Source organism: Cupriavidus sp. GW822-FHT06G04, assembly GCF_058799075.1.
Window position 1 is genome coordinate 123,117 of record NZ_JBXALD010000004.1, and the last position, 23,174, is coordinate 146,290.

Sequence of the window (23,174 nt, forward strand, 5' to 3'; positions counted from 1 at the left end):
AGAAACGGCGCAAAGAGAAATGGCTTCTTTCAAGATTCATGGCCACGACGCTGTGGCCAGTCAATCGAATAGATGTTCTGGATGCAAGGACACGACACCCTTGCCAGTTGAGATCGATTTCGCATTTCAGCCAATCGTCGACGTAAATGCCAGAGCGGTGTTCGCGTACGAGGCGCTGGTACGCGGTGCAAACGGGGAATCTGCGCATTCGGTGCTATCGCAAATCGACGATGCAACGAAATACCAGTTCGACCAACATTGCCGGCAGACTGCAATCGCCAGTGCAGCGGCGTTAGGTCTGGACGCGTTTCTGTCAATCAATTTCATGCCCAACGCGGTCTATCGGCCGGAGGTCTGCATACGAAGCACCCTGGACGCGGCGCAGGCGAATGGTTTCCCGATTGAACGAATCATCTTCGAGACGGTCGAGGGTGAACATCTTGCGGACCGAAATCACCTGGTCGATATTTTTAGAGCCTACAAGGAATACGGCTTTCTCACTGCAATCGATGATTTTGGGTCGGGTTACTCGGGACTTGCGCTTCTGGTAGATTTTCAGCCCGACATCATCAAGCTCGATATGGGACTTCTCCGTGACATCGACACTGACAGCGTGCGTCAGCGCGTCGTGCGAAGTGTCATATCGATGTGCCACGACCTCGGCATCCGCGTGGTTGCGGAAGGCATCGAAACCAAAGGCGAGCGTGATTTCTTTGTTGCGCATGGAGTGCGTCTGATGCAAGGCTATTTTTTCGCAAAACCGGCTTTTAAAGCGATTCCAACCATCGATGAAATGTTGTACTCCGCCTAGCGGGATTGCGCGGGCGGGTCATGGAGTCAGCCCAGAAGGAAAACTGCGGCCCGATGCCAGGACCAGATCGAAACCCGGCTGTACAGTTCTCACAGCCAGTAACGCATCATGCTGCTCATCCGCCCGAGGGCGAGGGCTTGTTTGAGGGTCCTATGAGGGGAATCTTCCACTCAAATGACTAATAGAAAGATAATGGACCCCTCGCTGTCTCGCCTTAACACCTCATGACACCCCTGGATATTCAATTGTTGCTGACCGCCCTCGTCAGCGTACTCGTGCTCGTCGCGCTCATCGTGTCGCGAATCAAGATGCACCCGCTCTTGGCGCTGCTCATCGTTTCCATTGGCGTCGGCTTCGCAACTGGCATGGCCCCGGAAAGCATCGTCAAGCATCTAGTCGATGGTGCAGGCAAAACGCTCGGCGCGGTGGGTGTAGTGATTGCGCTCGGCGCCATGCTCGGCAAGATTCTTGCCGATGCCGGGACCACAGAGCAGATTGCAGATGCGATTCTGAAGCGCACTTCCGATCGGATGATCCCGTGGGCGATGACACTGGTGGCCTTTGTCGTCGGCATTCCCATGTTCTTCGAAGTCGGTCTGGTGGTGATGCTGCCGTTGATCTTCAGTGTCGCCCGCAAACTGGAGAGCAACAGCCGCTTCAAGGGTTCGGCCTATGTCTATGTGGGGGTCCCGGTCATTTCCGCGCTGGCCGCCATGCATGGCATGGTGCCGCCCCACCCCGGTCCGCTGACGGCCATCGCCAGTCTGAAAGCATCCGTGGGGCCCACGATGCTGTACGGCTTTATCGCGGCGATTCCCGCCATGATTCTTGGCGGTCCACTTTACGGCGCCTTCATTTCGCCGCGCATGAATACCCGGCCCGACCAGGCTCTCCTGGACCAGTTCACCCTCCCGGAGAAAGCGGCTGCCGCCCGGCAGCCCGGCGTCGGGACCGGCGTGCTCGCAGCATTGCTGCCCGCGATCTTGATGCTCGCGCATGCGATTGCCGAAACGGTGCTGCCCAAGGGGAGCGCCGTGCTGCATGTGGCAAGCTTCCTCGGCAATCCGTTGATAGCCATGTTGCTGGGCGTGATGTTCGCGATTGTGGCGCTGGTGCTCTCGCGCGGCGGCGATGCCGAGAAACTGCGCGGTGCGCTGGGCAGCAGCCTCAAGCCGATTGCCTCGATCATCATGATCATCGCGGGCGGCGGCGCGTTTCAGCAGATGCTCACCAGCGCTAAAGTGGGCGACGCCATCGTACATCTGACGCAGCAACTCGCATTCCCGCCGCTTATCCTTGGCTGGCTGATCGCGATGCTGCTATCGGTCTCGACCGGGTCGGCCACCGTTGGCATCGTCGGCGCCGCGGGCCTGCTGGCACCGCTCGCCGGCAGCGATCCGAGCCTCAATCTGCCACTGCTCGCATTGTCGATCGGTTGCGGATCGCTGTTCTTCAACTACGCCAATCACGCGGGTTTCTGGATGGTCAAGGAATCGTTCGGCATGACCATGAGCGAAGCGACAAAGACCATCTCTGTGGTCCAGTCGATCGTTGCGGCTGTGGGACTGATCATGGTGCTGATCCTCAATGCCGCGATTCCCGTGCATTGAATGACGGCCGGCGGATCCCTACGCCGCATTCCATGCGCGTTTTGAGCCGGCATGCGCGCTGCACTCGCACCCGTAGCCGCCGCGCGAACCCGCTTCACCTGCGCTAGCTGGCTGCCGGGGGTGCCGCGGTGGACCCGCGCACCACCAGCTCCGGCCGTAATTCGACGACGACGCTGGCGGTAAGTGGTTTGGCGATCCGGCGCAGCAGCAGCTCTGCGGCCTGCTCGCCCATGTCGTGTACGGGGATGCGGATGGTGGTAAGCGGCGGCGTCAGCGCATCGACGAACGGCATGTCGTTGTGACCGACGATGGAAACGTCATCCGGGCAGCGGATGCCGTGCTCGCGCAGATAGTCGTAGCACCCCATCGCCACCAGGTCATTGCCAGCGGCGATGGCGGTCAGGCTCGGCAAGGCTTCAAACAACTGCGCGCAGGCCTTGCGACCTGCTTCGCGGCCATAGCTTTCCGCCTCGACGACCACATACTGGGCGCGGCGCAGGCGATGCCGCTTCACTGCATGCAGGAAGCCCTCCCGGCGCGACTCGCCTGTCGACGTACTGGCCGGGCCGGCGATATGCCCGATGCATCGATGGCCCAGCGACACCAGATGGTCGACCGTCAACCCCATGGCAAGCGCACTGTCACTGACTACGCAGGACGCCCTTCCCGTGGGTTCGCCGCGATTGACCATCACCACGGGGATGCCCACCTTCACGCAGTAGTCGAGCAGCGGATCGTCGCGCTCGGCTGTCGCCAGGATCAGCCCTTCCACCTGGCGAGCCAGCATCTGGTCCACGACGAAGCGCTGGCGCGCGCGCTCGGTGCCGGCATTCACGACGATCGGTACATAGCCCATCCGTGAAAGCACTGATTCGATGCCCGCCAGGATTGGCGGGAACACCGGGTTGGCGATATCGGGAAGGATCACCCCGACCAGCCCGGAGCGCTGCGTGCGCAGCCCGGCTGCGATGCGGTTGGGGCGGAAACCGCGCGCCTCGGCCAACTTCAGGATACGAGAGGCCACCTCTTCGGCCACCAAGTGGCGCGTTGCCGGGTTCATCACACGCGACACCGTGGAATAATGCACGTCGACCTCCGCGGCAAGGTCTTTGATGGTCACGCGTTTGCGCTCGGACATGGGACGGCGGACGCCAGGCTGGTTCATTGAGGTCCGCCATTCTAGCGTCTGCCGTGCCTGCACCCTTTACTCCCCGGCGCGCACGCCCGACTGCCTGACCACCGGCGCCAGCTTGACGATTTCGGCCTGGATATAGCTGGCAAACTCCTGCGGGGTACTGGGTCGGGGTTCCGCGCCCTGCGCTGCCAGGCGCTCGCGCACGTCCGGCGCCGCCAGCGCCTTGCCGATTTCGGCGTTGATCGCGTTGACGATCTCCTTGGGCGTCGAAGCTGGCGCGAGCACGCCAAACCAGGAGTCGAAGGCATAGTGCGGCAGCCCGGACTCCGCCACGGTTGGGACATCCGGCAGCGCGGCGGCCCGTTTGGGCGTGGTCACCGCCAGCGCGCGGAGCTTGCCCTGGCGGACAAATGGCATCGCCGACACGGTCGGCGCGAACATCATGTCGCCGCGCCCCGCCATCACATCGGTCAATCCTTCACCCGTGCCCTTGTATGGGATGTGCATGATGTCGATGCCCGCCTGGATCTTGAACATCTCGCCGCTCAGGTGCGTGGAACTGCCCGATCCGGCCGAATTGAAATTCATCGCACCCGGCCTGGCCTTGGCCGCCGCGACAATGTCGCGGACCGACTTGTACTGGCTGGCCGCATTGACCACCAGCACATTTGGGACCGACGCCACCAGCGATACGGGCGCGAAGTCCTTCACCGTGTCATAAGCCAGCTTCGGATAGAGCGTGGCGTTAATGGCGTGCCCCACGGACACCAGGATCAGCGTGTAGCCGTCAGGGGCCGACTTGGCAACCGTAGTGGCGCCCAGCGTGCCGCCCGCGCCCGGACGGTTGTCGACGACGACCTGCCAATGGCCGCCCTCCCCCATCTTGGTGGCGATGATGCGCGCCAGGATGTCGGTGGCGCTGCCAGCGGAAAACGGCACCACCAGCCGGATCGGCTTGGCAGGAAACTGCGGCTGCGCGCCAGCCATTGTCGGTACAGCCACCGCTGCCGCCAGCGCGAACGCGGCAAGGGGCTGGAGCGTACGGGGGCGGAAAAGCTGTCGAATCATGATGGTCTCCTCGCAACAGTGACGTGTCGTGGCGTCAGAAGAAATGCCGCATGCCAAGGGCAAACGTCTGCGGATCGGCGCCGGCCTTGACGCCAAGCTCGTTGATGGCAAAGTCGTAGATCGCGTTTTTCTTGTTGTTGATGCGGCTGTAGTAGGCAAATAGCGCCGTCCGCTTTGAAAGCGGATAGTCGTAGCCCACGGTGAACTGCATGGCACCGGTTTCCGGGCCGCTTCGGAAGAAGCCGATCGTGTCAGTGGACGATCCGGTCCCGTTCGGTGCGAAGGCAAAGCCCACGCGAACGCTGCCCGGGCCGAGCTTCTGCACCAGGGACGCGTAGTAGCCGTTGCGCTGCAGATCCCCGGTATCGGTGCGGTAGTGCAGATGTTCGTAGACCGCAGCGATACGGGTGCCCGGCAGTAACTGGTAGGCCAGCGCCACCTTCAGGGCATCGTCGTTGCGCCCGGCCGCCTGGTAATGCTGGTGGATTTCGTATGCGAGCGTCGCGCTAAGCGGCCCCTGGTCGTAGACCAGCGCCGCCGAGTACAGCGCCGGGTTCCTCGGGACGGTGGTCTTCTCCTCCGGCAGCCCCCAGCCCAGCCACAGGCTGGCACCCCAGAGCTGGGGCGAGCGGTACTGCACGATGTTCTTCTGGCGCCGGTCGAAGGAACTGGTGTCCTGCACGTTGTCGGAGCTGGACGTCGATCCGTTGCCAATCAGCGCCATGTAGCCAGCCGTTGTTGGGTAGTACGGATCGTAGCTGGCGGTTGATTCGGTGTAGGGCGTCTGCCAGTGCCCCATGAACACCACGCCGTAGTCGCCCTGCAGTCCCACACGGGAGTTGCGCCCCGCGATCTGCCCCTGGCCGGTATCGAGCGAGACATTGCTTTCGATCTGCCAGACGGCCTTGAGCGAGCCAAACAGATCCTCCTCGCCCCGAAACCCGAACACCGAGCGGTTGTTGGTCAGCCGCGCCCTGCCGCCAAGCCTGGTGCCATCGGTGGACGTGCTGGCACTGGAGTATTCGATGGCCGTATTGAGCCGGCCGTAGATGGTGACGCTGTTTTCTGCCATGGCCGGCGCTACAACACCGGCCGACATCAGCGCCAGCGGCGCCAGCGGCGCCAGACGGCGACGTTGGAAAGTTCTTCTTTGCATCCTGGGTCTCCTCCTTTGTTATGGGTCGTGGCGGATGACGCGGATCTGCAAACGTTTGCAGATCCGCTAAAAAAACTAAGGCACGGCGCGCGGCGGATACGGCATGGCCAGCAGCAGCATGGCTGGCAGGTTGGACGGATTGGATACCTGGCGGGCTTCTCCCGGCGCCAGCCGCACGGAGTCGAGCCGCCCCAGGGTGACGGTCTCCGACGGGGTGCGGATACAGACCGTGCCTTCCAGCACGACATAGTGCTTTTCAACGGGCGACGCATCGAGCGACGTATGGCCGCCCGGCAGGATCACCGAGACGCCCATCCACAGCGCCTCCGACGGGCCCGCTTCGTGCCCTTGCAGCCGCAGGCAATGCATGCCGTCGTGGTTGGCCGGATGGTAGGCCGGTGCCTCGGCAAATCGGGTCGTGTTCATGGCGTCAGCACCACGCGTTCGGCGGCGCCCTGCAGCACCGCGCGATAGGCGTCCTTGGCGTCGGCCAGCGCATAGGTATAGTCGGGCAGCACCGGAAACGGCTTGAGTTGCCCGGCGGCGAACATCGGCGCCAGGGCGTCGAGGATCTTGGCGCAGGCCTGGCTGTCCATTGCCAGCGTGTCCACGCCCACATAGGTGTGCTGCCCCCGGTAGAACGCGAAGATATCGAAGGGCACAGGCTTCTCGATGGTCGAGATGAAGATCTGCGTGGCGCCAATCGCCATGGCCAGGTTGGCCTGCTCGAAATAGGGGCTGCCCACCGTGTTGTAGACGATGTCCGCGCCATGGCCGCCGGTTTCGTCGCGCACCACCTCGGCAATGGCTTCCCGGCTGGCATCGATCATGCGCACCGCGCTACTGGCGTGGCCACGGTACGGCTCCGACTTGCGTTCCACCGCGAACACCCGTGCGCCGAGCGCGGTGGCAATCTGGATCGTGGCCTGGCCAACCTTGCCATTGCCGCCGGCGACCAGCACCACGTCGCCCGCCTTGGGCATGCCGGCGCGGCGCAGGCCTTCATAAGCCGTAATGAACGGCACGCCCACGGCACCGGCTTCGATCAGCGAGATGGCGTGCGGCTTGGCGCGCACGGCCTCCGCGCTGATGCGCAGGTACTTGCCGTGTGTACCGTCGCGGCGAATGCCAAGCTCGCCGCCACTGCCCCACACTTGCTGCCCGATCAACTGGCCAGGGCCATCGATAACGACGCCTGCGTAGTCGCGTCCCGGCGTACGTGGCCAGACGGCATGCGGCATCAGGCCGAGCGTGGCCTTGACATCGCTGGGATTCACGCCCGCGCTAACCACTTCGACAATGCACTCGCCCGCGCCCGCCTCTGGCCGCGGCATCCCGACCAGCGACAGCTCGAGCGCGTCGATGGTCGAAGCTTTCCGTTGAACCTGAATGGTGTTCATGATGTATGGATGATCAGTAAAGTTTGAAAAGTGCGCTGCGCTCAGGCTTCGCGCAGACCCAACTGCGCGCGCGCCTCGGATGCCGATGCGATCGCTCCGCCCAGCGACTTGACGATGTCCCGCGCCTTGGCCACCAGCGCAGCATTGCTCGGCGCCAGCACGCCTTTTTCCAGGTAGATGTTGTCTTCCAGGCCCACTCGCACGTGGCCGCCGGCCAGCCAGGCCTGCGCGACGATCGGAAACTCGGCCCGGCCGACGCCGAACGCGGACCATTGAGCACCTGCCGGTAGCATGTTGCGGGCATAGAAGATCGTCTCGGGCGTGGCCGCGAAGCCATACTTCACACCGAGCACGAAGGTCCACAAACCCGGGCCCTCGAGCACCCCCTCACGCATGAAATCGAGCGCCATGTTCAAGTCCCCGGAATCGAAGATCTCCAGCTCCGGCATGACGCCCGCGCCGCGAATCACTTCGGCCATTTTGCGGACGTTGGCGGGTGTATTGATGACGACGTCACCGCCCGAGTTCATGGTGTTGAGGTCGAGCGAACACACATCGGGGCGCAAGGCGGCAATATGCTCGACGCGCTTGAGCGGGTGCAGCAGCGTCGTGCCTGCCGCGGCGACGCGCGGCTCGTTCTCGTCGGGCACGAAGCGCCCGCCTGGCCCCGTCGTGAGATTGATGATCAGGCTGCGATTGCGCGCGCGGATCCTGTCGATGACATCGGCGTAGTAGTCGAGCGACATCGACGGCCGGCCCGTTTGCGGATCGCGAACGTGAATGTGCGCCGCGGCCGCCCCCGCTTCAGCCGCCTCAAGCGCCGCGTCGGCAATCTGGGCCGGCGTCACTGGGAGTCCGGGGTGCTGCTCGGGGGTCACGATATTGCCGGTCACCGCGCAGGTGATGATGGTCTTTCTTGCGTGCATGGAAGAATGGAATTTAAGGGCCTGAGAAAGTACTAGCCAAGCTGGCGGCCGCCATCGACCACAATCGTGGTACCCGTGGCGAACCGCAGCGAGGTCGCGCACGCGACGATGGCATCGGCCACGTCCTCCGCATGGCCAATGCGGCGCAGCGGCGTGGTCTTGGCGGCCCGCTCGTTGAACGTGCTGTCGCGCCCCGGAACGAAGGCCGTATCGACCACTCCCGGAGAGACATTGAGGACGCGGATCTCGGGCGCCAGCGCGCGACCCAGCGACATCGCCATCACGTCCAGCCCCGCCTTCGCGGCGCAGTAGGCCACGTTGCTGCCCTGCCCCGTGCGCCCGGCAATCGACCCGACATTGACGACCAAGCCGGCACCACTGGCTCGCAATGCCGGCGCAAAGGCACGAATGGCGGCAAACTGGCCGCGCCAATTAACGGCAAAGAGCTCGTCGATCAGGTCGTCGTCGAGCGCATCGAGATCGCCATGTGGAATGGCGCGTGTGAAGCCCGATGTGTTGACGAGAATGTCCACGCGGCCGTAATGGTGCTGCACGTCGGCAGCCAGCTTGCGCAGCGAGGCGCTGTCGGCCACCTCGGCATACGCTGCCATGTGGTTGCCGGCGGGCAGCCCTTCGACCGTCTTCGCGGTACGCGCGGCATCGCGCCCGGTCAGCACGACGCTGGCGCCCAGATCGGCCAGGGCGCGGCCAGCGGCAAAACCGATGCCGCCGGTGCCGCCGATGATGACGGCAATCTTGCCGGATAGTGAGTGAGTGGTCATGGTATGGCGCGGTAAATAGGCGTTCAGCCGTGTGGTCAATCGATGGGAGGGGTCGGAAAGGTTTGCTCGCCGGGCTCTAGCGTGAAGTCGAACTTCAGCGTGTAGAACGGCGCCGGCAGGTCGCCCCACGGGCTGCGCCCCACCTCGACACGCTGAAACGCGCCGACCAGTTGCCGATGCACGCCGAACGTGACATCAGTCTCAAGAATGTCGGAGTCGTCGGCAAAGACCTGCGTCACCAGGGTGCGGTAGCCGGGTGCGGCCACGATGAAATGAATATGCGCGGGGCGGTACGGATGGCGACGCTGGGCGGCCAGCAACGTGCCCACCGGGCCATTGGTCGGCACGGGGTAGCCCGCGGGACGCACGGTACGGAAGTGATAGTTGCCGTCGGCATCCGTATGAAACACGCCGCGCAGGTTGCGGTCAGGCTGGCGCGGGTCCTGGTTGTCGTACAGGCCCACCGGCGACGCCTGCCAGACCTCCACCATCGCGCCGGGCAGCGCCGAACCGTCAGTGGCGCGCACCGTGCCGCTGACGAACAGCGGCAAGCCAGGCGACTCGTCTTGCACGACGCAGTCGCCACACGCATAACGCGGCGCGTTGGCGCGATAGAACGGCCCCAGCAACGCGCCGGGCGTGCGTCCGCCATTCGTGTTGTTGTTGATCGTCGTGACCAGCGTCGACAAGCCAAGCACATCGGCTGCCAGCACCACTTCGTTATTTGTGGCATGCGTGGCGTGGCCGAGGGCGGCGATGAACGCCAGCGCCCGCTCAAATTCCTCGTCGGTCGGCCGGACCTCACGCAGGAAGGCGTGCAAGTGCGATACCAGCGCAGCCATCACGCCGCGCAGGCGCAGGTCCTCCGTTCCCGCCATCGCCTGCAGGACGACCTCGGTTATCGAATCCTCATCTTCGATCAGCGACAGCGCGCTGACCGGCTTCGGTGCTGGCCGGGCTTGTTGCGTCTCCATATTTGAACTCCTTCTTTTGCAAACGTTTGCATTATGGGCAATTTGCGGTCGAAGGCAAGTACAGACGCGTCAACGCAAAGTGAATCAAAATTCACTAAAAATTAGAAAACCCAACAAAATCAAGTCGTCCGGGGCGGCATCCGGTCAATCCCTAAGGGACGGCGATGGTGCGTCGAAATGCGCTGGTTTCGGAGCGTATGCGGGATGCGGTTGATGAGGTGAGCACCGTTACCCAATCGAGAATGCGATAGCGGTTTGCGTGGCTGATAGAAGCCCAAGCTCTGAGACGCTGCATGTTGAACCCGTACGCCGTGGAATGCTGGCGGGACGCATCGTAGCGACCCTTTGTGACTAGTGGGCGAACGCCATGTCTGTCCGCTTCGTTCGCTCAGCCACCGCAACGCCACAGGCGCTCAAGCTGCGATAGCGGCGTCTTTGCTCGTCCGATGGGACCACCCCGGGGCAACTGTTGGCGCGTCGGGGCGGTCTGCCTCGGGATATTTTTCGAAGCAACTTGGGCCTCGCAGGAACGCGCGGGCGCGCACGGCACCGTAGCTGGCAGGGCTGGCGGTACGTCGCTTGATGTCGCTTGGTCGGCGGAAGTAATCGACGCCGTTTCGGCGGGTGATGTGCATCGCTGCCTCTCCCTCGGTGTAAGTGACACGCGGAAGGTGCAGCGGTGAAAGGGTGTTTTCCAAAAAACAAAACCCCGGAAGACCGCGATCTTCCGGGGTTCGCCGCCAATACGATGTAGTGGCGGAGACGGAGGGATTCGAACCCTCGATCCAGGTTTTGGCCCGGATGCTCCCTTAGCAGGGGAGTGCCTTCGACCTCTCGGCCACGTCTCCCAAACTTGCGTTGTGCGAGGGAGCCGCACAACGAAGCGCGTATTCTAGCGAGGGTGCTGTAGCTGGTCAATGAAATTTCGATGACCGAGCGCAAAATCCACAACAATCCCGCCAGAAAAAAATCAGAGTCGGATCACGCCTGATCCAGCTCGAATACCTTGTGCAGCGCGCGCACGGCGAGCTCCATGTACTTCTCGTCGATCAGCACCGAGATCTTGATTTCGGACGTCGAGATCATCTGGATGTTGATGCCCTCTTCGGACAGCGTGCGGAACATCTTGCTGGCGATGCCGACGTGCGAACGCATGCCGACGCCCACCACCGATACCTTGGACACCTTCGGATCGCCCGACACGCTGCCGGCGCCGATGTGCGACTTCACGCCGTCGTTCAGGATCGTCAGCGCGCGCTGGTATTCGCCGCGCGGCACGGTGAAGGTGAAGTCGGTCTTGCCGTCCACCGACTGGTTCTGGATGATCATGTCGACGTCGATGTTGGCGTCGGCGATCGGGCCCAGGATCTGGTAGGCGATGCCCGGCTTGTCCGGCACGCCCAGCACAGTGATCTTGGCTTCGTCACGGGCAAAGGCGATGCCAGAGATGACGGCTGCTTCCATATCAGACTCTTCCTCAAAAGTAATCAGCGTGCCCGAATGCATTTCCTGTTCGAGCGGCATCAGGGGGTCGGTCAGCGACGACAGCACGCGGGTCTTCACGCGGTACTTGCCGGCGAACTCCACCGAGCGGATCTGCAGCACCTTGGAGCCCAGGCTGGCCATTTCCAGCATTTCCTCGAAGGTGATCTTGTCCAGCCGGCGGGCGTCCTCGACCACGCGCGGATCGGTCGTGTACACGCCGTCCACGTCGGTGTAGATCAGGCATTCGTCAGCCTCGATGGCCGCGGCGATGGCGACTGCCGAGGTGTCCGAGCCGCCGCGTCCCAGCGTCGTGATGTTGCCTTCCTCGTCGATACCCTGGAAGCCGGTGATGACCACCACCTTGCCGGCGTCGAGATCGCCGCGGATGCGCTCGTCGTCGATCGACTGGATGCGCGCCTTGGTATAGGCCGAATCGGTCTTCACCGGAACCTGCCAGCCGGTATAGCTCACCGCATCGATGCCCTCGCCGTGCAGCGCGATGGCCAGCAGGGCCACACTGGCCTGCTCGCCGGTCGATGCCAGCATGTCGAGTTCGCGCGGGTCCGGCTGCGCGGAAATTTCCTTGGCAAGACCCAGCAGGCGATTGGTCTCGCCCGACATGGCCGAAGGCACCACAACAACGCGGTGACCGGCGCGATGCCACTTGGCTACGCGCTTGGCGACATTCTTGATGCGTTCCGTGGAACCCATCGAAGTGCCGCCGTATTTGTGAACGATGAGAGCCATCTTCTAGTCGACGCCGACGATTGTGCAAAGCCGAAGAAATTACACCAAGACTGGCTGCTGGTAAAGGCCGAAAGGGTCAAAATGGGCAAAAACGTGGCGGATTTGCTGTCATTTTTATGTGAAAAATACTCACATAAAAAAATAGATCTGTCCCTATTTTCCGTGGCCCGGCGGTTGCGGCGGCGCGGAATCGATGTGCGCGATCCACTCCACGCGCCAGCGCGGCGCATGCGATAAATCTGCCGGCCAGCGCCGATGCATGCCCAGTCCGGCCGCCAGCACAAGCGTCTGCTCCCGCCATAGCAGCGGCAGATGCGCGCGCCGCCACGCAGGGATGTCCGCCTCCTGGTAGGCCTGCTTGAGCGCTCGTGCCGGACCGCCCGGACGCAGCACGATGCGCTCGCCCCCTGCCCTGCCCGTGAGCCTCAACGGTCCGCGCAACACGTCTTCGGGGACGCCGAAAGAGTCGTCGCGCGCGAAGTGCAGTTCGCCGTGCCATGCGGGCACCACGATGCGCGTCTCGCCGCGCCACTCGAACGAGAACGGCGCGGGCGACGCCACCGGCGCGGCCCGGCACGCCAGCACGCGATCGCGGAAACGGCGCAGTACCAGGCCGTCGTGCGCGATGGCAGGCTCGCCGCCGTGGTGCTCGATCAGTTGCGCACGCATCGCCGCCAGGCGCGCCGTCGATGGCGGCTGCACGCCAAGATCGCGTAGCCAGTGGCGCAGCACCGCATCGCCATGTTCGGCGGGCAAGGCGCGCAGACCGGCAAGGTCGAGTTCGGAAAAGGTGTCGGCGTCGCGCCCTGCGCGCACCAGCGCGGCCAGCGACTGCTGCGCCAGTGCGTCGAGCATGCCGGCCGCCTGCGCGAAATGCGCAGCCGCCTGCGCGACGTTGTCGTGAAGTGCGGGGAACGCCTGCAGCAGCGCGGGCAGATGCGCGCGCAGCGCGTTGCGCGCGAAGCGGGTGTCGGCGTTGGAAGGATCGTCGATCCATTGCAGCCGGTTTTGCGCGCAATAGTCGTCGATTTGCGCGCGCGGAATGTCGATCCACGGACGCAGCAGTTGCACATCGCCGCGTGCATCGAGCAGACGCCGTGCCGGCATGCCCGCCATGCCGGCCACGCCCGTGCCGCGAAACAAGCGCATCAGCACGGTTTCGATCTGGTCGTCGCGATGATGCGCGAACAGCAGCAGCCCGGCGCCATGTTCGCGACACATGCGCCCGAGGGCCTCGTAACGGGCGCGCCGCGCCGCCGCCTCGACGCCCTCTCCAGCAGTTGGCGCGACCGTCACGCGCGCGCTGGCCAGCGGCACCTGCCATCCATCGCACAGCGTCTGGCAAAACGCCGTCCAGGCGTCGGCCTGCGGCTGCAGGCCATGATGCACGTGCAGCGCCACCAGTCGCGCCGCCGGCCAGCCCTCGCGCAGCGCGGCGCGCGTGGCGTGGAGCAAGGCTACGGAATCGCGTCCGCCGGACAACGCCACCGCAATCGCCGCCGGCGCCGACGCGCCAGAAACAACAAAGGCCGCACCGGCCTGCAGAGCCTGTGCGACCTTTGCGGTCAGTTGCGCGAGCGTATCGGGCGCGGAACCTGCGGCGCTCACATCATTCCTGCGCGCCGGTTTCCTTGAACTTGCCATACGCCATCAGCCGTTCGTGACGGCGCGCCTGCAGTTCCTTGACGCTCATGCCCTGGAACTGGCGCAGCGATTCCGCCAGCGTGCGCTTCAACATCGTGGCCATCGCCTTCGGATCGCGGTGCGCGCCACCGAGCGGCTCGTTCACGATCTTGTCGATCAGACCCAGCGCCTTCAGACGATGCGCGGTCAGGCCCAGCGCTTCGGCGGCTTCGGGGGCCTTCTCGGCGGTCTTCCACAGGATCGACGCGCAGCCTTCCGGCGAGATCACCGCGTAGGTGGCGAACTGCAGCATCTGCACGACGTCGCCCACGGCGATTGCCAGGGCGCCGCCCGAGCCGCCTTCACCAATGATGGTGGCGATCAGCGGCACCTTCAGTCCGGCCATCACGTAGAGGTTGTGGCCGATGGCTTCCGACTGGCCACGCTCTTCGGCGTCGATGCCGGGGAATGCGCCGGGCGTATCGACAAACGTGAAGATCGGCAGGCCGAACTTGTCGGCCAGCTCCATCAGGCGCTTTGCCTTGCGATAGCCCTCGGGCTTGGACATGCCGAAGTTGCGCAGCGCGCGTTCCTTCGTGTCGCGGCCCTTCTGGTGGCCGATCACCATGCACGCCTGGCCATTGAAGCGCGCCAGGCCGCCCACGATCGAAAGATCGTCGGCAAAGGCGCGATCGCCATGCAGTTCATGGAAGTCGGTAAAGATCTCGCGCACATAGTCCAGCGTGTAAGGACGCTGCGGGTGACGCGCGATCTGCGCAACCTGCCACGGGGTCAGGCTGGCGTAGATATCCTTGGTCAGCTGCTGGCTCTTGCCGGCCAGCCGCGAAATCTCTTCGGAAATGTCGACAGCCGAATCGTCCTGCACAAAACGCAGTTCTTCGATTTTTGCCTCGAGCTCGGCAATCGGCTGCTCGAAATCCAGGAAGGTGGTTTTCATAAAGACGCGGACCTGTCGGTGAAGGGGCGCATTCTACCGGAAAATATCCAGGTTTCCGCCCCCCGTTAAGTTGATTACAGCGCACTTCAGCCGGAAATCAACACCGTTTTTGCTTCCAAACATCCTGCTACGTCACTAATACGTCACTGGCAAGGGATCGAGGCTGCGCCACATGTACCAAGTGGCGACCGTTCGCCAGGGTTCCCAGTTGGCGGCCACCTCGCGCGCCTCGCTACGGGTCACGGGCTCGCCGCTGAAGTAGTTGGCGGAAATCGCGTTGATCAGCCCGACATCGTCGAGCGGCAGCACGTTCGGCCGCATCAGATTGAACATCAGGAACATCTCCGCCGTCCACCGGCCAATGCCGCGGATCTGGGTGAGTTCCGCAATCACGGCCTCGTCGTCCATGCCGGACCACTCATTGACATGGACGCTGCCGGCCTTGAAATGTTCAGCGAGATCGGTGATGTACTCGGCTTTGCGCTTGGACAGGCCGCAGCCGGCCAGTTGGTCGGTGCCGGCCTTCAGAAACTGCGCCGGCGTTAGCCGTGGACAGAGCGTCACCAGGCGCTCCCAGACCGACTGGGCTGCCTTGACGGAAATCTGCTGGCCGACGATCGAACGCGCCAGCGTGACGAATGGGTCGCCGCGCGACACGAGGTGCGCCGGGCCGTACGTCGGGATCATCTTGCGCAGGATGCGGTCGCGCTTCATCAGGTCCGCGCAGGCTTCGTCCCAATAGGCGGGACGCACGGCGTCGACCACGGTCTCGACCGGCAGCGGCACGGCGCTGGCTTCCGGCAGTTCGGGCTTGCGGCCCTTGCCGGCGCCGGCCCTGGCAGGAGCAGCCGCCTTGGCAGCGACCTTTGCCGCGGATTTGGCGGACACCTTCGGCGCCTGCTTTGCCGCCGTCTTGCCCGCTGGCCTGGGGCCGGCGGCGGCAGTTTTCGGCTTGCGCGCGACAGCGTTCAAGCACGCCTCCATTCGGTGACGCCGCCCGGTTTGTCTTCCAGCACGACGCCCGATTCGAGCAGTTCGGCGCGGATGCGGTCAGCCTGCGCGAAATCGCGTTCCGCCTTGGCGGCCTTGCGCGCGGCGATCTTCGCCTCGATGTCGTCCGCCGACAGGCCATCGGCCATCTTGCCGCCTTGCAGAAACGTGTGCGGATCGCGCTCGAGCAGGCCCAGCGTGCCGGCCAGCGCCTTGAGCTGATGCGCGGACGCCAGCGACCCGGTGCGGTTCACTTCGCTGGCCAGGTCGAACAACACAGACACCGCGATCGGCGTATTGAAATCGTCGCTCATCGCCTCGGCAAAACGCCTGGCGTGAGGCTCGTCCCAATCGACCGCGCAGCCGCCGGGCTGGGTTTCCTTCAGCGCCGTGTAAAGGCGCGTCAGCGCATGTCGAGCGTCGTCGAGATGCGCATCGCTGTAGTTCAGCGGGCTGCGGTAGTGCGCGCGCAGGATGAAAAAGCGCACGACTTCCGCATCGTATTGCTTGAGCACTTCGCGGATCGTGAAAAAATTGCCGAGCGATTTCGACATCTTTTCGTCATTGATGCGCACGAAGCCGTTGTGCATCCAGACATTGACGAACGGCTTGCCGCTGGCGCCTTCCGATTGGGCGATCTCGTTCTCGTGATGCGGAAACTGCAGGTCCGCGCCGCCGCCGTGGATGTCGAAATGTTCGCCCAGCAGCGTGCAGCTCATGGCGGAGCATTCAATATGCCAGCCGGGACGGCCGCTGCCCCACTTCGAATCCCACTTCGATTCCGGCGGCTCGTTTTCCTTGGCCGATTTCCAGAGCACGAAGTCGAGCGGATCCTGCTTGGCGTCGTTGGCGCTCACGCGTTCGCCGGCGCGCAAGTCTTCCAGCGACTTGCCGGACAGCTTGCCGTAGCCGGCAAACTTGCGCACCGAATAATTCACGTCGCCATCGGGCGCATGGTAGGCCAGTCCCTTGGCTTCGAGCTTTTCGATGATGTTGAGCATTTGCGGCACGTACTCGGTGGCGCGCGGCTCGTAGTCGGGGCGGATGATATTGAGCGCCGCCGCATCCTCATGCATGAACTGGATGAAGCGCGTGGTCAACTGGCCGATCGTCTCGCCGTTTTCTGCGGCGCGACGGATGATCTTGTCGTCGATATCGGTAATGTTCTGCACGTACGTCACATCGTAGCCAGCCGCGCGCAGCCAGCGATGCACCATGTCGAACACCACCATCACGCGCGCATGCCCGACGTGACAGTAGTCGTACACGGTCATGCCGCACACATACATGCGTACCTTGCCGGGTTCGATGGGCACGAAAGGCTGCTTTTCACGCGCAAGCGTGTTGTAGATGTTCAGTTGCTGCATGTAGCGATGTGATTGGATGACGATGCCGGACGCGCGCAAGACGTCGCGCGGGCCCCATATCTTACCGGAAGCTTTCTGGTCCGGCCTGATGCGCAACCGCCATTGCCGGGGACAGACCGTGCGGCCGCTGCTGCACGCCCTGCCGCTTTGCTAGAATGCCGCGGAGTATAACGGACCGCCCTTACATGAGCCTGCTTCTGCCCATCCCGACCATTGCCTCTGCCCGTCGCGGCGGAACCCTTTCCGCGCTGACGTGCTCGCTGGCGATGGCGGCGGCCCTGCTTGCCGCGCCGGCGCTGGCGCAGAACGGCCCGCTGTCGCTGTCCGCGCCCCCCGCGCCGCCGTCTGGACCGATCTCGTCGGACCCGGGCATGGCGCCGGCCCAGAAGGCCGTGAACGAGAAGCGCTATAGCGACGCGATCGCGGCCTTCGACAAGGTGCTGGCCAGCAACCCGCGCAATGCCCAGGCGCGATTCCAGCGCGCGTGGGCGATGGCCAAGCTCGGCCGCGACGACGACGCGATCCAGGCTTTCGCCGAAATGGCGCAGGATTTCCCCGAGTTGCCGGAGCCTCACAACAACCTGGCGCTGCTGTACGCCAAGCGCGGCGACCTTAAGCGCGCCGAGGCCGAACTGCTGCTGGCCATCGACGCCAAGCCCGACTACGCCATCGCGTACAGCAACCTTGGCGACGTGTACCGCCGCCTGGCCGAACAGGCCTACGGCAACGCGGTGCGCCGCAATCCGGGCGACGGCCGCGCGGCGGCAAGCCTGCGCCAGCTGCAGGGCTCGCAGAACGCCGACGCGCCTGCCGCAACGCCGGAGACACGCAAGACCCCGGCCAGCGCGCCGCGGGCGCGCTAGGCCCGTTTCGCTTCGCCTGCCCGCCCGTTTTGGCGCACCCCGGTGCGTCGTTCGCGGCGACAAGGCGGCACCCCGATCTGCCTCACCTGAATCACGGAGTCCAGACATGACCCTTTCCCGTCGCATCGTCCTGGCCGGCCTGATGGCCGCCACCACCCTGGCCCCGCTGGCCGCCCTGGCGCAGGCCGCGAGCCCCGCCGCGGCCGCGGCGAAGACCGAGCGCGTGCAGTTCGCCACCACCGCCGGCAAGTTCACCATCGAGGTCTATCCCGACGCCGCGCCGAAGACCGTCGCCAACTTCATGGAATATGTGAAGAGCGGGTTCTATTCCGGCACGATCTTCCATCGTGTGATCAATGGATTCATGGTGCAGGGCGGCGGCTACGACCGCGACATGAAGGAAAAACCGACCCGCGCGCCGATTCCGCTGGAAGCCCAGAACGGCCTGAAGAACAAGGCGGGCACCGTCGCCATGGCGCGCACGTCGAATCCGAACTCCGCCACCGCGCAGTTCTTCGTCAATGTGGTGGATAATCCGAACCTCGACTACCCGCAGCCCGATGGCAACGGTTATGCCGTCTTCGGCAAAGTGGTGGAAGGCATGGACACGATCGACAAGATCAAGACCACGCCGACCACGGCGTACGGCGCCATGCGCAACGTGCCCGCCGCGCCGATCGTGATCGAGTCCGCCACGGCCGTCACCAAGTAAGCACCCGCGCCTGGCGCGCGGCAATCACCGTCACCGCACAGAGGTAACCCATGAGCAAGGTACAACTCCAAACGACGCAAGGCGTCATCACCATCGAACTGGACGCCGAAAAGGCGCCCAAGACCGTGGAGAATTTTCTGTCGTACGTGCGCAAGGGCCACTATGACAACACCGTCTTTCACCGCGTGATCAAGAACTTCATGATCCAGGGCGGCGGCTTCGAGCCGGGCATGAAGCAGAAGGACACCGATGCGCCGATCGAGAACGAAGCCGGCAACGGCCTGAAGAACGATCGCTACACCGTTGCCATGGCGCGCACCAACGCGCCGCACTCGGCCACGGCCCAGTTCTTCATCAACGTGGTCGACAACGACTTCCTGAACTTCAGCTCGCCCACGCCGCAGGGCTTCGGCTACGCCGTGTTCGGCAAGGTCGTGGAAGGCACCGACGTGGTCGACGCCATCAAGGGCGTGCGCACCGGCAGCTCGGGCTTCCACCAGGACGTGCCGCTGGAAGACGTGGTGATCGAGAAGGCAACGATCGTCGAGTAAATCGACTCCCTCGTTCCGACCGGACCGCGGCATGCCGCCCAAGGTGAACGTAGCCATCCGACGCGCATGACCGCATCCACCCGCACGCCGGCGGACGCACCGATCACGGTGCCTTCGCCGGCGTGGTTCATTTCCGACCTGCACCTGACGCCGGGCATGCCGCGCACGCTCGCGGCGTTCCAGCGCGTGCTGGACCTGGCCCGCGTGCAGGCGCGGGCGCTGTTCATACTCGGGGATTTCTTCGAATTCTGGGTCGGCGACGAAGAGACCGACACCCCGTTTGCCGCAGACGTGGCAGCCGCGTTGCGTGCGCTGTCCGCTGCCGGCGTGGCCGTCTACCTGATGCACGGCAATCGCGATTTCCTGATCGGCCAGCGCTTTGCGGCCGCCGCCGGAGCCACGCTGCTGCCCGACCCGACCGTCATTGTCTGCGCCGGCCAGCGCATCGTGCTCAGCCACGGCGACATGCTGTGCACCGACGACGCGCGCTATATGCGCTTTCGCCGCTGGACGCGCAAGCGCTGGGTGCAGCGGCTATTCCTGCTGCTGCCGCTTGCGGCCCGGCAGGCCATCGCGCGGCGCCTGCGCGCCGACAGCGAAGCCGGGCGCGCCCGCCAGGACAAGGACGCCGCCCCGCCCACCTACGGCGACGCTGCGCCTGGCGAGGTCGATGCCCTGCTGGCCGCACACGAAGCGCCGATCCTGATTCATGGCCACACGCATCGGCCCGCACGCCACCAGCACGCGGGCGGCGTGCGCTGGGTGCTGACCGATTGGGATCTGGATGGCCATCATCCCCGGGCCGCGGTGCTGGTGCTCGACGCCGACGGATTCAGCGTGCTGCCGCAGACGGCAAACACGGCGCAGGCGGACTAACAGCCATGCGCATCCGCGGGCCTGCAGCACCGCGCCGCACGGCGTGCCAGTCGGTCACTTCATCAGCTTGCGCAGCTCGCTTGCGTCGAAACGATCGTTCGGGGTGTTCTCGAGATGTTCGCCGAGGCGGTCGAGCGCGGCCAGCACGGCCTCGATGCGGTCATGCTGTTTGGCCGCGTTGTCGATCAGGCTCTTGAGCGCCAGCGATACGGGATCGTCGGCATTCGGCGTAATGCCGTAGGCCGAGAATTCCTGCTTGGCGGCCTGCTGGGTCGCCGGCGCATCGGGCATGATGATGCGCGCCGGGATTCCCACGGCGGTGGCGCCCGGCGGCACCGGCTTGAGCACCACGGCGTTCGATCCCACGCGCGCGCCCTCGCCCACCTCGAATCCGCCCAGCACCTTCGCCCCGGCGCTGACCACCACGCCTGCGCCCAGCGTGGGATGGCGCTTCTGGCCCTTGTAGAGCGACGTGCCGCCCAGCGTCACGCCCTGATAGATGGTGCAGTCGTCGCCAATCTCGGCGGTCTCGCCGATCACCACGCCCATGCCGTGATCGATGAACACGCGACGTCCGAGCTTGACCGCGGGATGAATCTCGATGCCGGTCAGCCAGCGCGACCAATGCGAGATCCAGCGCCCCAGCCAGTGAAATCCGGCGCGCCAGCACGCATTGGCCACGCGATGAAAGATCACGGCATGCAAGCCGGGATAGCACGTCAGCACTTCCAGGCGGCTGCGGGCGGCGGGGTCGCGCCGCATGATGGCGTCGATATCTTCCTTCAGGCGAGTGAACATCTTTGTCGTGTCGTGTTGCCATGCCTTGAGCGCCGTTGGCACGCGGAGCATGCGAACGGTCGCCGGCGCGGTCATAAGCCGGTCATGCGCGGGTTGCTGGATCTGGGGGACAGCCGGGGCGCGTGCGAGCAGGGAGTGTAAGAGATTTATGCGCCTGCCGCCGGCCATGTGGCCATCAGGGCTTTTCGGAACGCCGCGGCTTCAACATCGCGCCAGACGCCGTGCGCAGCCATGCGTGCCCCGCCCGCCGCGTGCTGCGGGGTCGGAGCCGACCTGCCTGGAACCTGCCTGAATCGGAATCACGGATCAGCCTTTATCGTTGCCGATTACCCGGGGCTCGTCGTGGCCACCATCGTCGTCACCGGCGCCTTTGCCATCGTCCGGCGCGCGCGCCAGCAGCATGCACTTGGCCACGCCGCGCAGAATGTTGACCTCCTCGCGCTCGAGGCCCGCGCGCGCAAACATGCGCCGCAGCCGCGGCATCAGCTTGCGCGGATTGGCGGGATCGAGGAAGCCGATCGCCGCCAGCCCGGCCTGCAGATGACCGAACATCGATTCGATCTGTTCAGCCGTGGCCGGCTCGCCAGCATAGCCGATATTGGGCAGGCCGTCCGACGCGGCGCCCGGCGCATCCTGGGCCTCCAGCAACGCCAGCCGCATCTCGTAGGCGATCAGTTGTACGGCCTGCGCCAGGTTCAGCGACGCGTAGGCCGGATTGGCCGGGATATGGGTCACCGCCGAGCAGCGCAGCACCGCTTCGTTGGGCAGGCCGTAGCGCTCGTTGCCGAACACGAACGCGATTTCGCCGGCGCGGTCGGCGACCAGCATCTTGCGCGCCTGCGCCGCAGCCATGCGCGGCAGCAGGCGCGGCGGGCCGAATTCGCGCTGCCGCGCGGTCATCGCCACGGCAAACGCGGTGCCCGCCAGCGCGGTCTCGAGCGAATCGACGATGCGCGCGCCAGCCAGCACGTCGTCGGCGCCACTGGCCATGGCGACGGCGTCCGGATGCGACTGCACGTCGGGCTCGCGCGGCGAGATCAGCACTAGGCTGCCCGGCACATCGCCGAAACCCATCGTCTTCATGGCGCGCGCCACCGAGCCGACGTTGCCGGGATGGCTGGTCTCGACCAACACCACGCGGACACGCGAAAAAATGTCCGACGGATCACTCGAAACGGCCGGCGCCGGCGGCTGGCCTGGCTGGGAATTCAATGCTTCAGTCATTCGGGTGGGGTCCGTCCGCAACGATGCGCAAGCGTCGACTCGTGCGACGGGCCGGGTTCCTATACAATGCAGCCTTCAAATTGCGGCGCGGCGCCTTGACTGGCGACGCGCCTCGTTCTTCTACAATCCGTTGTGTTGTTCGGCCGATGCCGGGCAGATCGTGCGCATACGCCATGCCTGGCGCTGCTTTGCGCCGAGACGCGCCCCATCCGCCGTCTGGAGAGATTCATGCATCCGATGCTCAATATCGCCGTCAAGGCGGCCCGCAAGGCGGGTTCCATCATCAACCGCGCGTCCATCGACGTCGATCTGGTGCGCGTTTCGCGCAAACAACACAACGATTTCGTGACCGAGGTCGATCGCGCCGCCGAGGCGAACATCATCGAGGTCATCCGCACCGCCTACCCCGAGCACGCCATTCTAGCGGAAGAGTCCGGCCAGTCCTGGGCCGAGGGCGAAGAGCAGAACGAATACACCTGGGTGATCGATCCGCTGGACGGCACCACCAACTTCATTCACGGCTTTCCGCAATATGCAGTGTCGATCGGCCTGCTGCACAAGGGCGTGCCCTCGCAGGCCGTGGTCTATGACCCGACCCGCGACGAGCTGTTCACCGCCAGCAAGGGCGCCGGCGCGTTTTTGAACAACCGCCGCATCCGCGTGACGCGCCGCGACAAGCTGGCCGATTGCCTGATCGGCACCGGCTTTCCGTTCCGCGATCTCGAAGGCGTCGAGGAATACCTGGAGATGTTCGCGCTGATGACGCGCAGCTGCGCCGGTCTGCGCCGCCCGGGCGCGGCCGCGCTGGATCTGGCCTACGTGGCGTGCGGCCGTCTCGACGGTTTCTTCGAGCGCGGCCTGAAGCCGTGGGACATGGCGGCCGGCATGCTGCTGATCACCGAAGCCGGCGGCCTGGTCGGCAACTACGCGGGCGAATCGCGCCAGATGGAACAGGGCGAGGTGCTCGCCGGCAATCCGAAGGCGTTCGCCCAGATGGTGCGTCTGCTGTCGCCCTATTCGCTGGACAACGCCAAACCGGCGGCCAAGCCGCTCGCCGAGTAATCGAGTCACGGCGCATCCTTGCGGGCAGCGGCACGGCTGCCCGTGCGCCACGGTCC

At 64.7% G+C, this 23,174-nt stretch carries 22 protein-coding genes and 1 tRNA gene; 7 read left to right on the forward strand and 16 right to left on the reverse strand.

Annotated features, from left to right (window positions below):
- Positions 1-19 precede the first annotated feature (19 nt).
- Positions 20-811, forward strand: coding sequence for an EAL domain-containing protein (locus AC1RKI_RS10940; RefSeq protein ID WP_492795323.1), 792 nt, complete (start codon positions 20-22; stop codon positions 809-811).
- A 224-nt stretch (positions 812-1,035) separates the two neighbouring features.
- On the forward strand, positions 1,036-2,421 hold the full coding sequence (locus tag AC1RKI_RS10945; protein WP_150981458.1) for a GntP family permease: 1,386 nt from the start codon (positions 1,036-1,038) through the stop codon (positions 2,419-2,421).
- A gap of 103 nt (positions 2,422-2,524) precedes the next feature.
- Here AC1RKI_RS10945 and AC1RKI_RS10950 read toward each other — a convergent pair whose 3' ends face one another.
- From AC1RKI_RS10950 to cysS, 14 genes are all read right to left on the reverse strand, one after another.
- A complete protein-coding gene (locus tag AC1RKI_RS10950) occupies positions 2,525-3,559 on the reverse strand; it encodes a LacI family DNA-binding transcriptional regulator (RefSeq protein ID WP_341248280.1) in 1,035 nt (344 codons plus the stop codon).
- A 66-nt stretch (positions 3,560-3,625) separates the two neighbouring features.
- Positions 3,626-4,543, reverse strand: a complete 918-nt coding sequence (locus AC1RKI_RS10955; protein ID WP_404993521.1) for a tripartite tricarboxylate transporter substrate binding protein — start codon at positions 4,541-4,543, stop codon at positions 3,626-3,628.
- A gap of 115 nt (positions 4,544-4,658) precedes the next feature.
- A complete protein-coding gene (locus AC1RKI_RS10960) occupies positions 4,659-5,723 on the reverse strand; it encodes a porin (protein ID WP_492795555.1) in 1,065 nt (354 codons plus the stop codon).
- Between the two features lie 132 nt (positions 5,724-5,855).
- A complete protein-coding gene (locus AC1RKI_RS10965) occupies positions 5,856-6,206 on the reverse strand; it encodes a cupin domain-containing protein (protein WP_341248282.1) in 351 nt (116 codons plus the stop codon).
- A complete protein-coding gene (locus tag AC1RKI_RS10970; protein ID WP_492795325.1) occupies positions 6,203-7,180 on the reverse strand; it encodes a quinone oxidoreductase family protein in 978 nt (325 codons plus the stop codon). Before AC1RKI_RS10970 ends, AC1RKI_RS10965 begins: the two co-directional genes overlap by 4 nt.
- A gap of 41 nt (positions 7,181-7,221) precedes the next feature.
- Positions 7,222-8,106, reverse strand: a complete 885-nt coding sequence (locus AC1RKI_RS10975) for a beta-keto acid cleavage family enzyme (protein ID WP_227460175.1) — start codon at positions 8,104-8,106, stop codon at positions 7,222-7,224.
- Positions 8,107-8,138: 32 nt separating this feature from the next.
- Positions 8,139-8,888 carry an SDR family NAD(P)-dependent oxidoreductase gene (locus AC1RKI_RS10980; protein WP_061956134.1) on the reverse strand — a complete coding sequence of 250 codons (750 nt, stop codon included), beginning with the start codon at positions 8,886-8,888 and terminating at the stop codon, positions 8,139-8,141.
- A gap of 35 nt (positions 8,889-8,923) precedes the next feature.
- Positions 8,924-9,862, reverse strand: coding sequence for an intradiol ring-cleavage dioxygenase (locus tag AC1RKI_RS10985; RefSeq protein ID WP_061956133.1), 939 nt, complete (start codon positions 9,860-9,862; stop codon positions 8,924-8,926).
- 754 nt (positions 9,863-10,616) lie between these two features.
- Positions 10,617-10,710: transfer RNA gene (locus tag AC1RKI_RS10990), tRNA-Ser, on the reverse strand.
- Positions 10,711-10,843: 133 nt separating this feature from the next.
- Complete coding sequence (locus AC1RKI_RS10995; protein WP_061956131.1) at positions 10,844-12,094, reverse strand: aspartate kinase; 1,251 nt, start codon at positions 12,092-12,094, stop codon at positions 10,844-10,846.
- 153 nt (positions 12,095-12,247) lie between these two features.
- A complete protein-coding gene (gene tilS, locus AC1RKI_RS11000) occupies positions 12,248-13,663 on the reverse strand; it encodes a tRNA lysidine(34) synthetase TilS (RefSeq protein ID WP_492795556.1) in 1,416 nt (471 codons plus the stop codon).
- 40 nt (positions 13,664-13,703) lie between these two features.
- Positions 13,704-14,675 carry an acetyl-CoA carboxylase carboxyltransferase subunit alpha gene (locus AC1RKI_RS11005; RefSeq protein ID WP_061956129.1) on the reverse strand — a complete coding sequence of 324 codons (972 nt, stop codon included), beginning with the start codon at positions 14,673-14,675 and terminating at the stop codon, positions 13,704-13,706.
- 135 nt (positions 14,676-14,810) lie between these two features.
- Positions 14,811-15,659, reverse strand: coding sequence for a DNA-3-methyladenine glycosylase family protein (locus tag AC1RKI_RS11010; RefSeq protein WP_211922752.1), 849 nt, complete (start codon positions 15,657-15,659; stop codon positions 14,811-14,813).
- Entirely contained in the window at positions 15,644-17,032 is a 1,389-nt protein-coding gene (cysS, locus tag AC1RKI_RS11015; protein WP_061956127.1) for a cysteine--tRNA ligase, read from the reverse strand. Before cysS ends, AC1RKI_RS11010 begins: the two co-directional genes overlap by 16 nt.
- Before the next feature lie 185 nt (positions 17,033-17,217).
- On the opposite strand from cysS, the gene AC1RKI_RS11020 reads away from it, so the two are divergent.
- The 4 genes from AC1RKI_RS11020 (at position 17,218) to AC1RKI_RS11035 (ending at position 20,034) form a co-directional block, all read left to right on the forward strand.
- Entirely contained in the window at positions 17,218-17,895 is a 678-nt protein-coding gene (locus AC1RKI_RS11020; RefSeq protein ID WP_492795329.1) for a tetratricopeptide repeat protein, read from the forward strand.
- A 106-nt stretch (positions 17,896-18,001) separates the two neighbouring features.
- On the forward strand, positions 18,002-18,607 hold the full coding sequence (locus AC1RKI_RS11025) for a peptidylprolyl isomerase (protein ID WP_492795331.1): 606 nt from the start codon (positions 18,002-18,004) through the stop codon (positions 18,605-18,607).
- Positions 18,608-18,657: 50 nt separating this feature from the next.
- Entirely contained in the window at positions 18,658-19,158 is a 501-nt protein-coding gene (locus AC1RKI_RS11030) for a peptidylprolyl isomerase (RefSeq protein ID WP_061956120.1), read from the forward strand.
- 66 nt (positions 19,159-19,224) lie between these two features.
- The gene (locus tag AC1RKI_RS11035; protein ID WP_492795333.1) at positions 19,225-20,034 is read left to right on the forward strand and encodes a UDP-2,3-diacylglucosamine diphosphatase; all 810 of its coding nucleotides are present in this window, start codon (positions 19,225-19,227) and stop codon (positions 20,032-20,034) included.
- Positions 20,035-20,088: 54 nt separating this feature from the next.
- Here AC1RKI_RS11035 and cysE read toward each other — a convergent pair whose 3' ends face one another.
- A complete protein-coding gene (gene cysE, locus AC1RKI_RS11040; RefSeq protein ID WP_150981479.1) occupies positions 20,089-20,883 on the reverse strand; it encodes a serine O-acetyltransferase in 795 nt (264 codons plus the stop codon).
- Positions 20,884-21,138: 255 nt separating this feature from the next.
- The gene (locus tag AC1RKI_RS11045; RefSeq protein WP_492795335.1) at positions 21,139-22,056 is read right to left on the reverse strand and encodes an RNA methyltransferase; all 918 of its coding nucleotides are present in this window, start codon (positions 22,054-22,056) and stop codon (positions 21,139-21,141) included.
- A 228-nt stretch (positions 22,057-22,284) separates the two neighbouring features.
- Between AC1RKI_RS11045 and AC1RKI_RS11050 the strand changes: the two genes are divergently transcribed.
- Positions 22,285-23,118, forward strand: a complete 834-nt coding sequence (locus AC1RKI_RS11050) for an inositol monophosphatase family protein (RefSeq protein WP_150981481.1) — start codon at positions 22,285-22,287, stop codon at positions 23,116-23,118.
- The last annotated feature ends 56 nt before the right edge of the window (positions 23,119-23,174 follow it).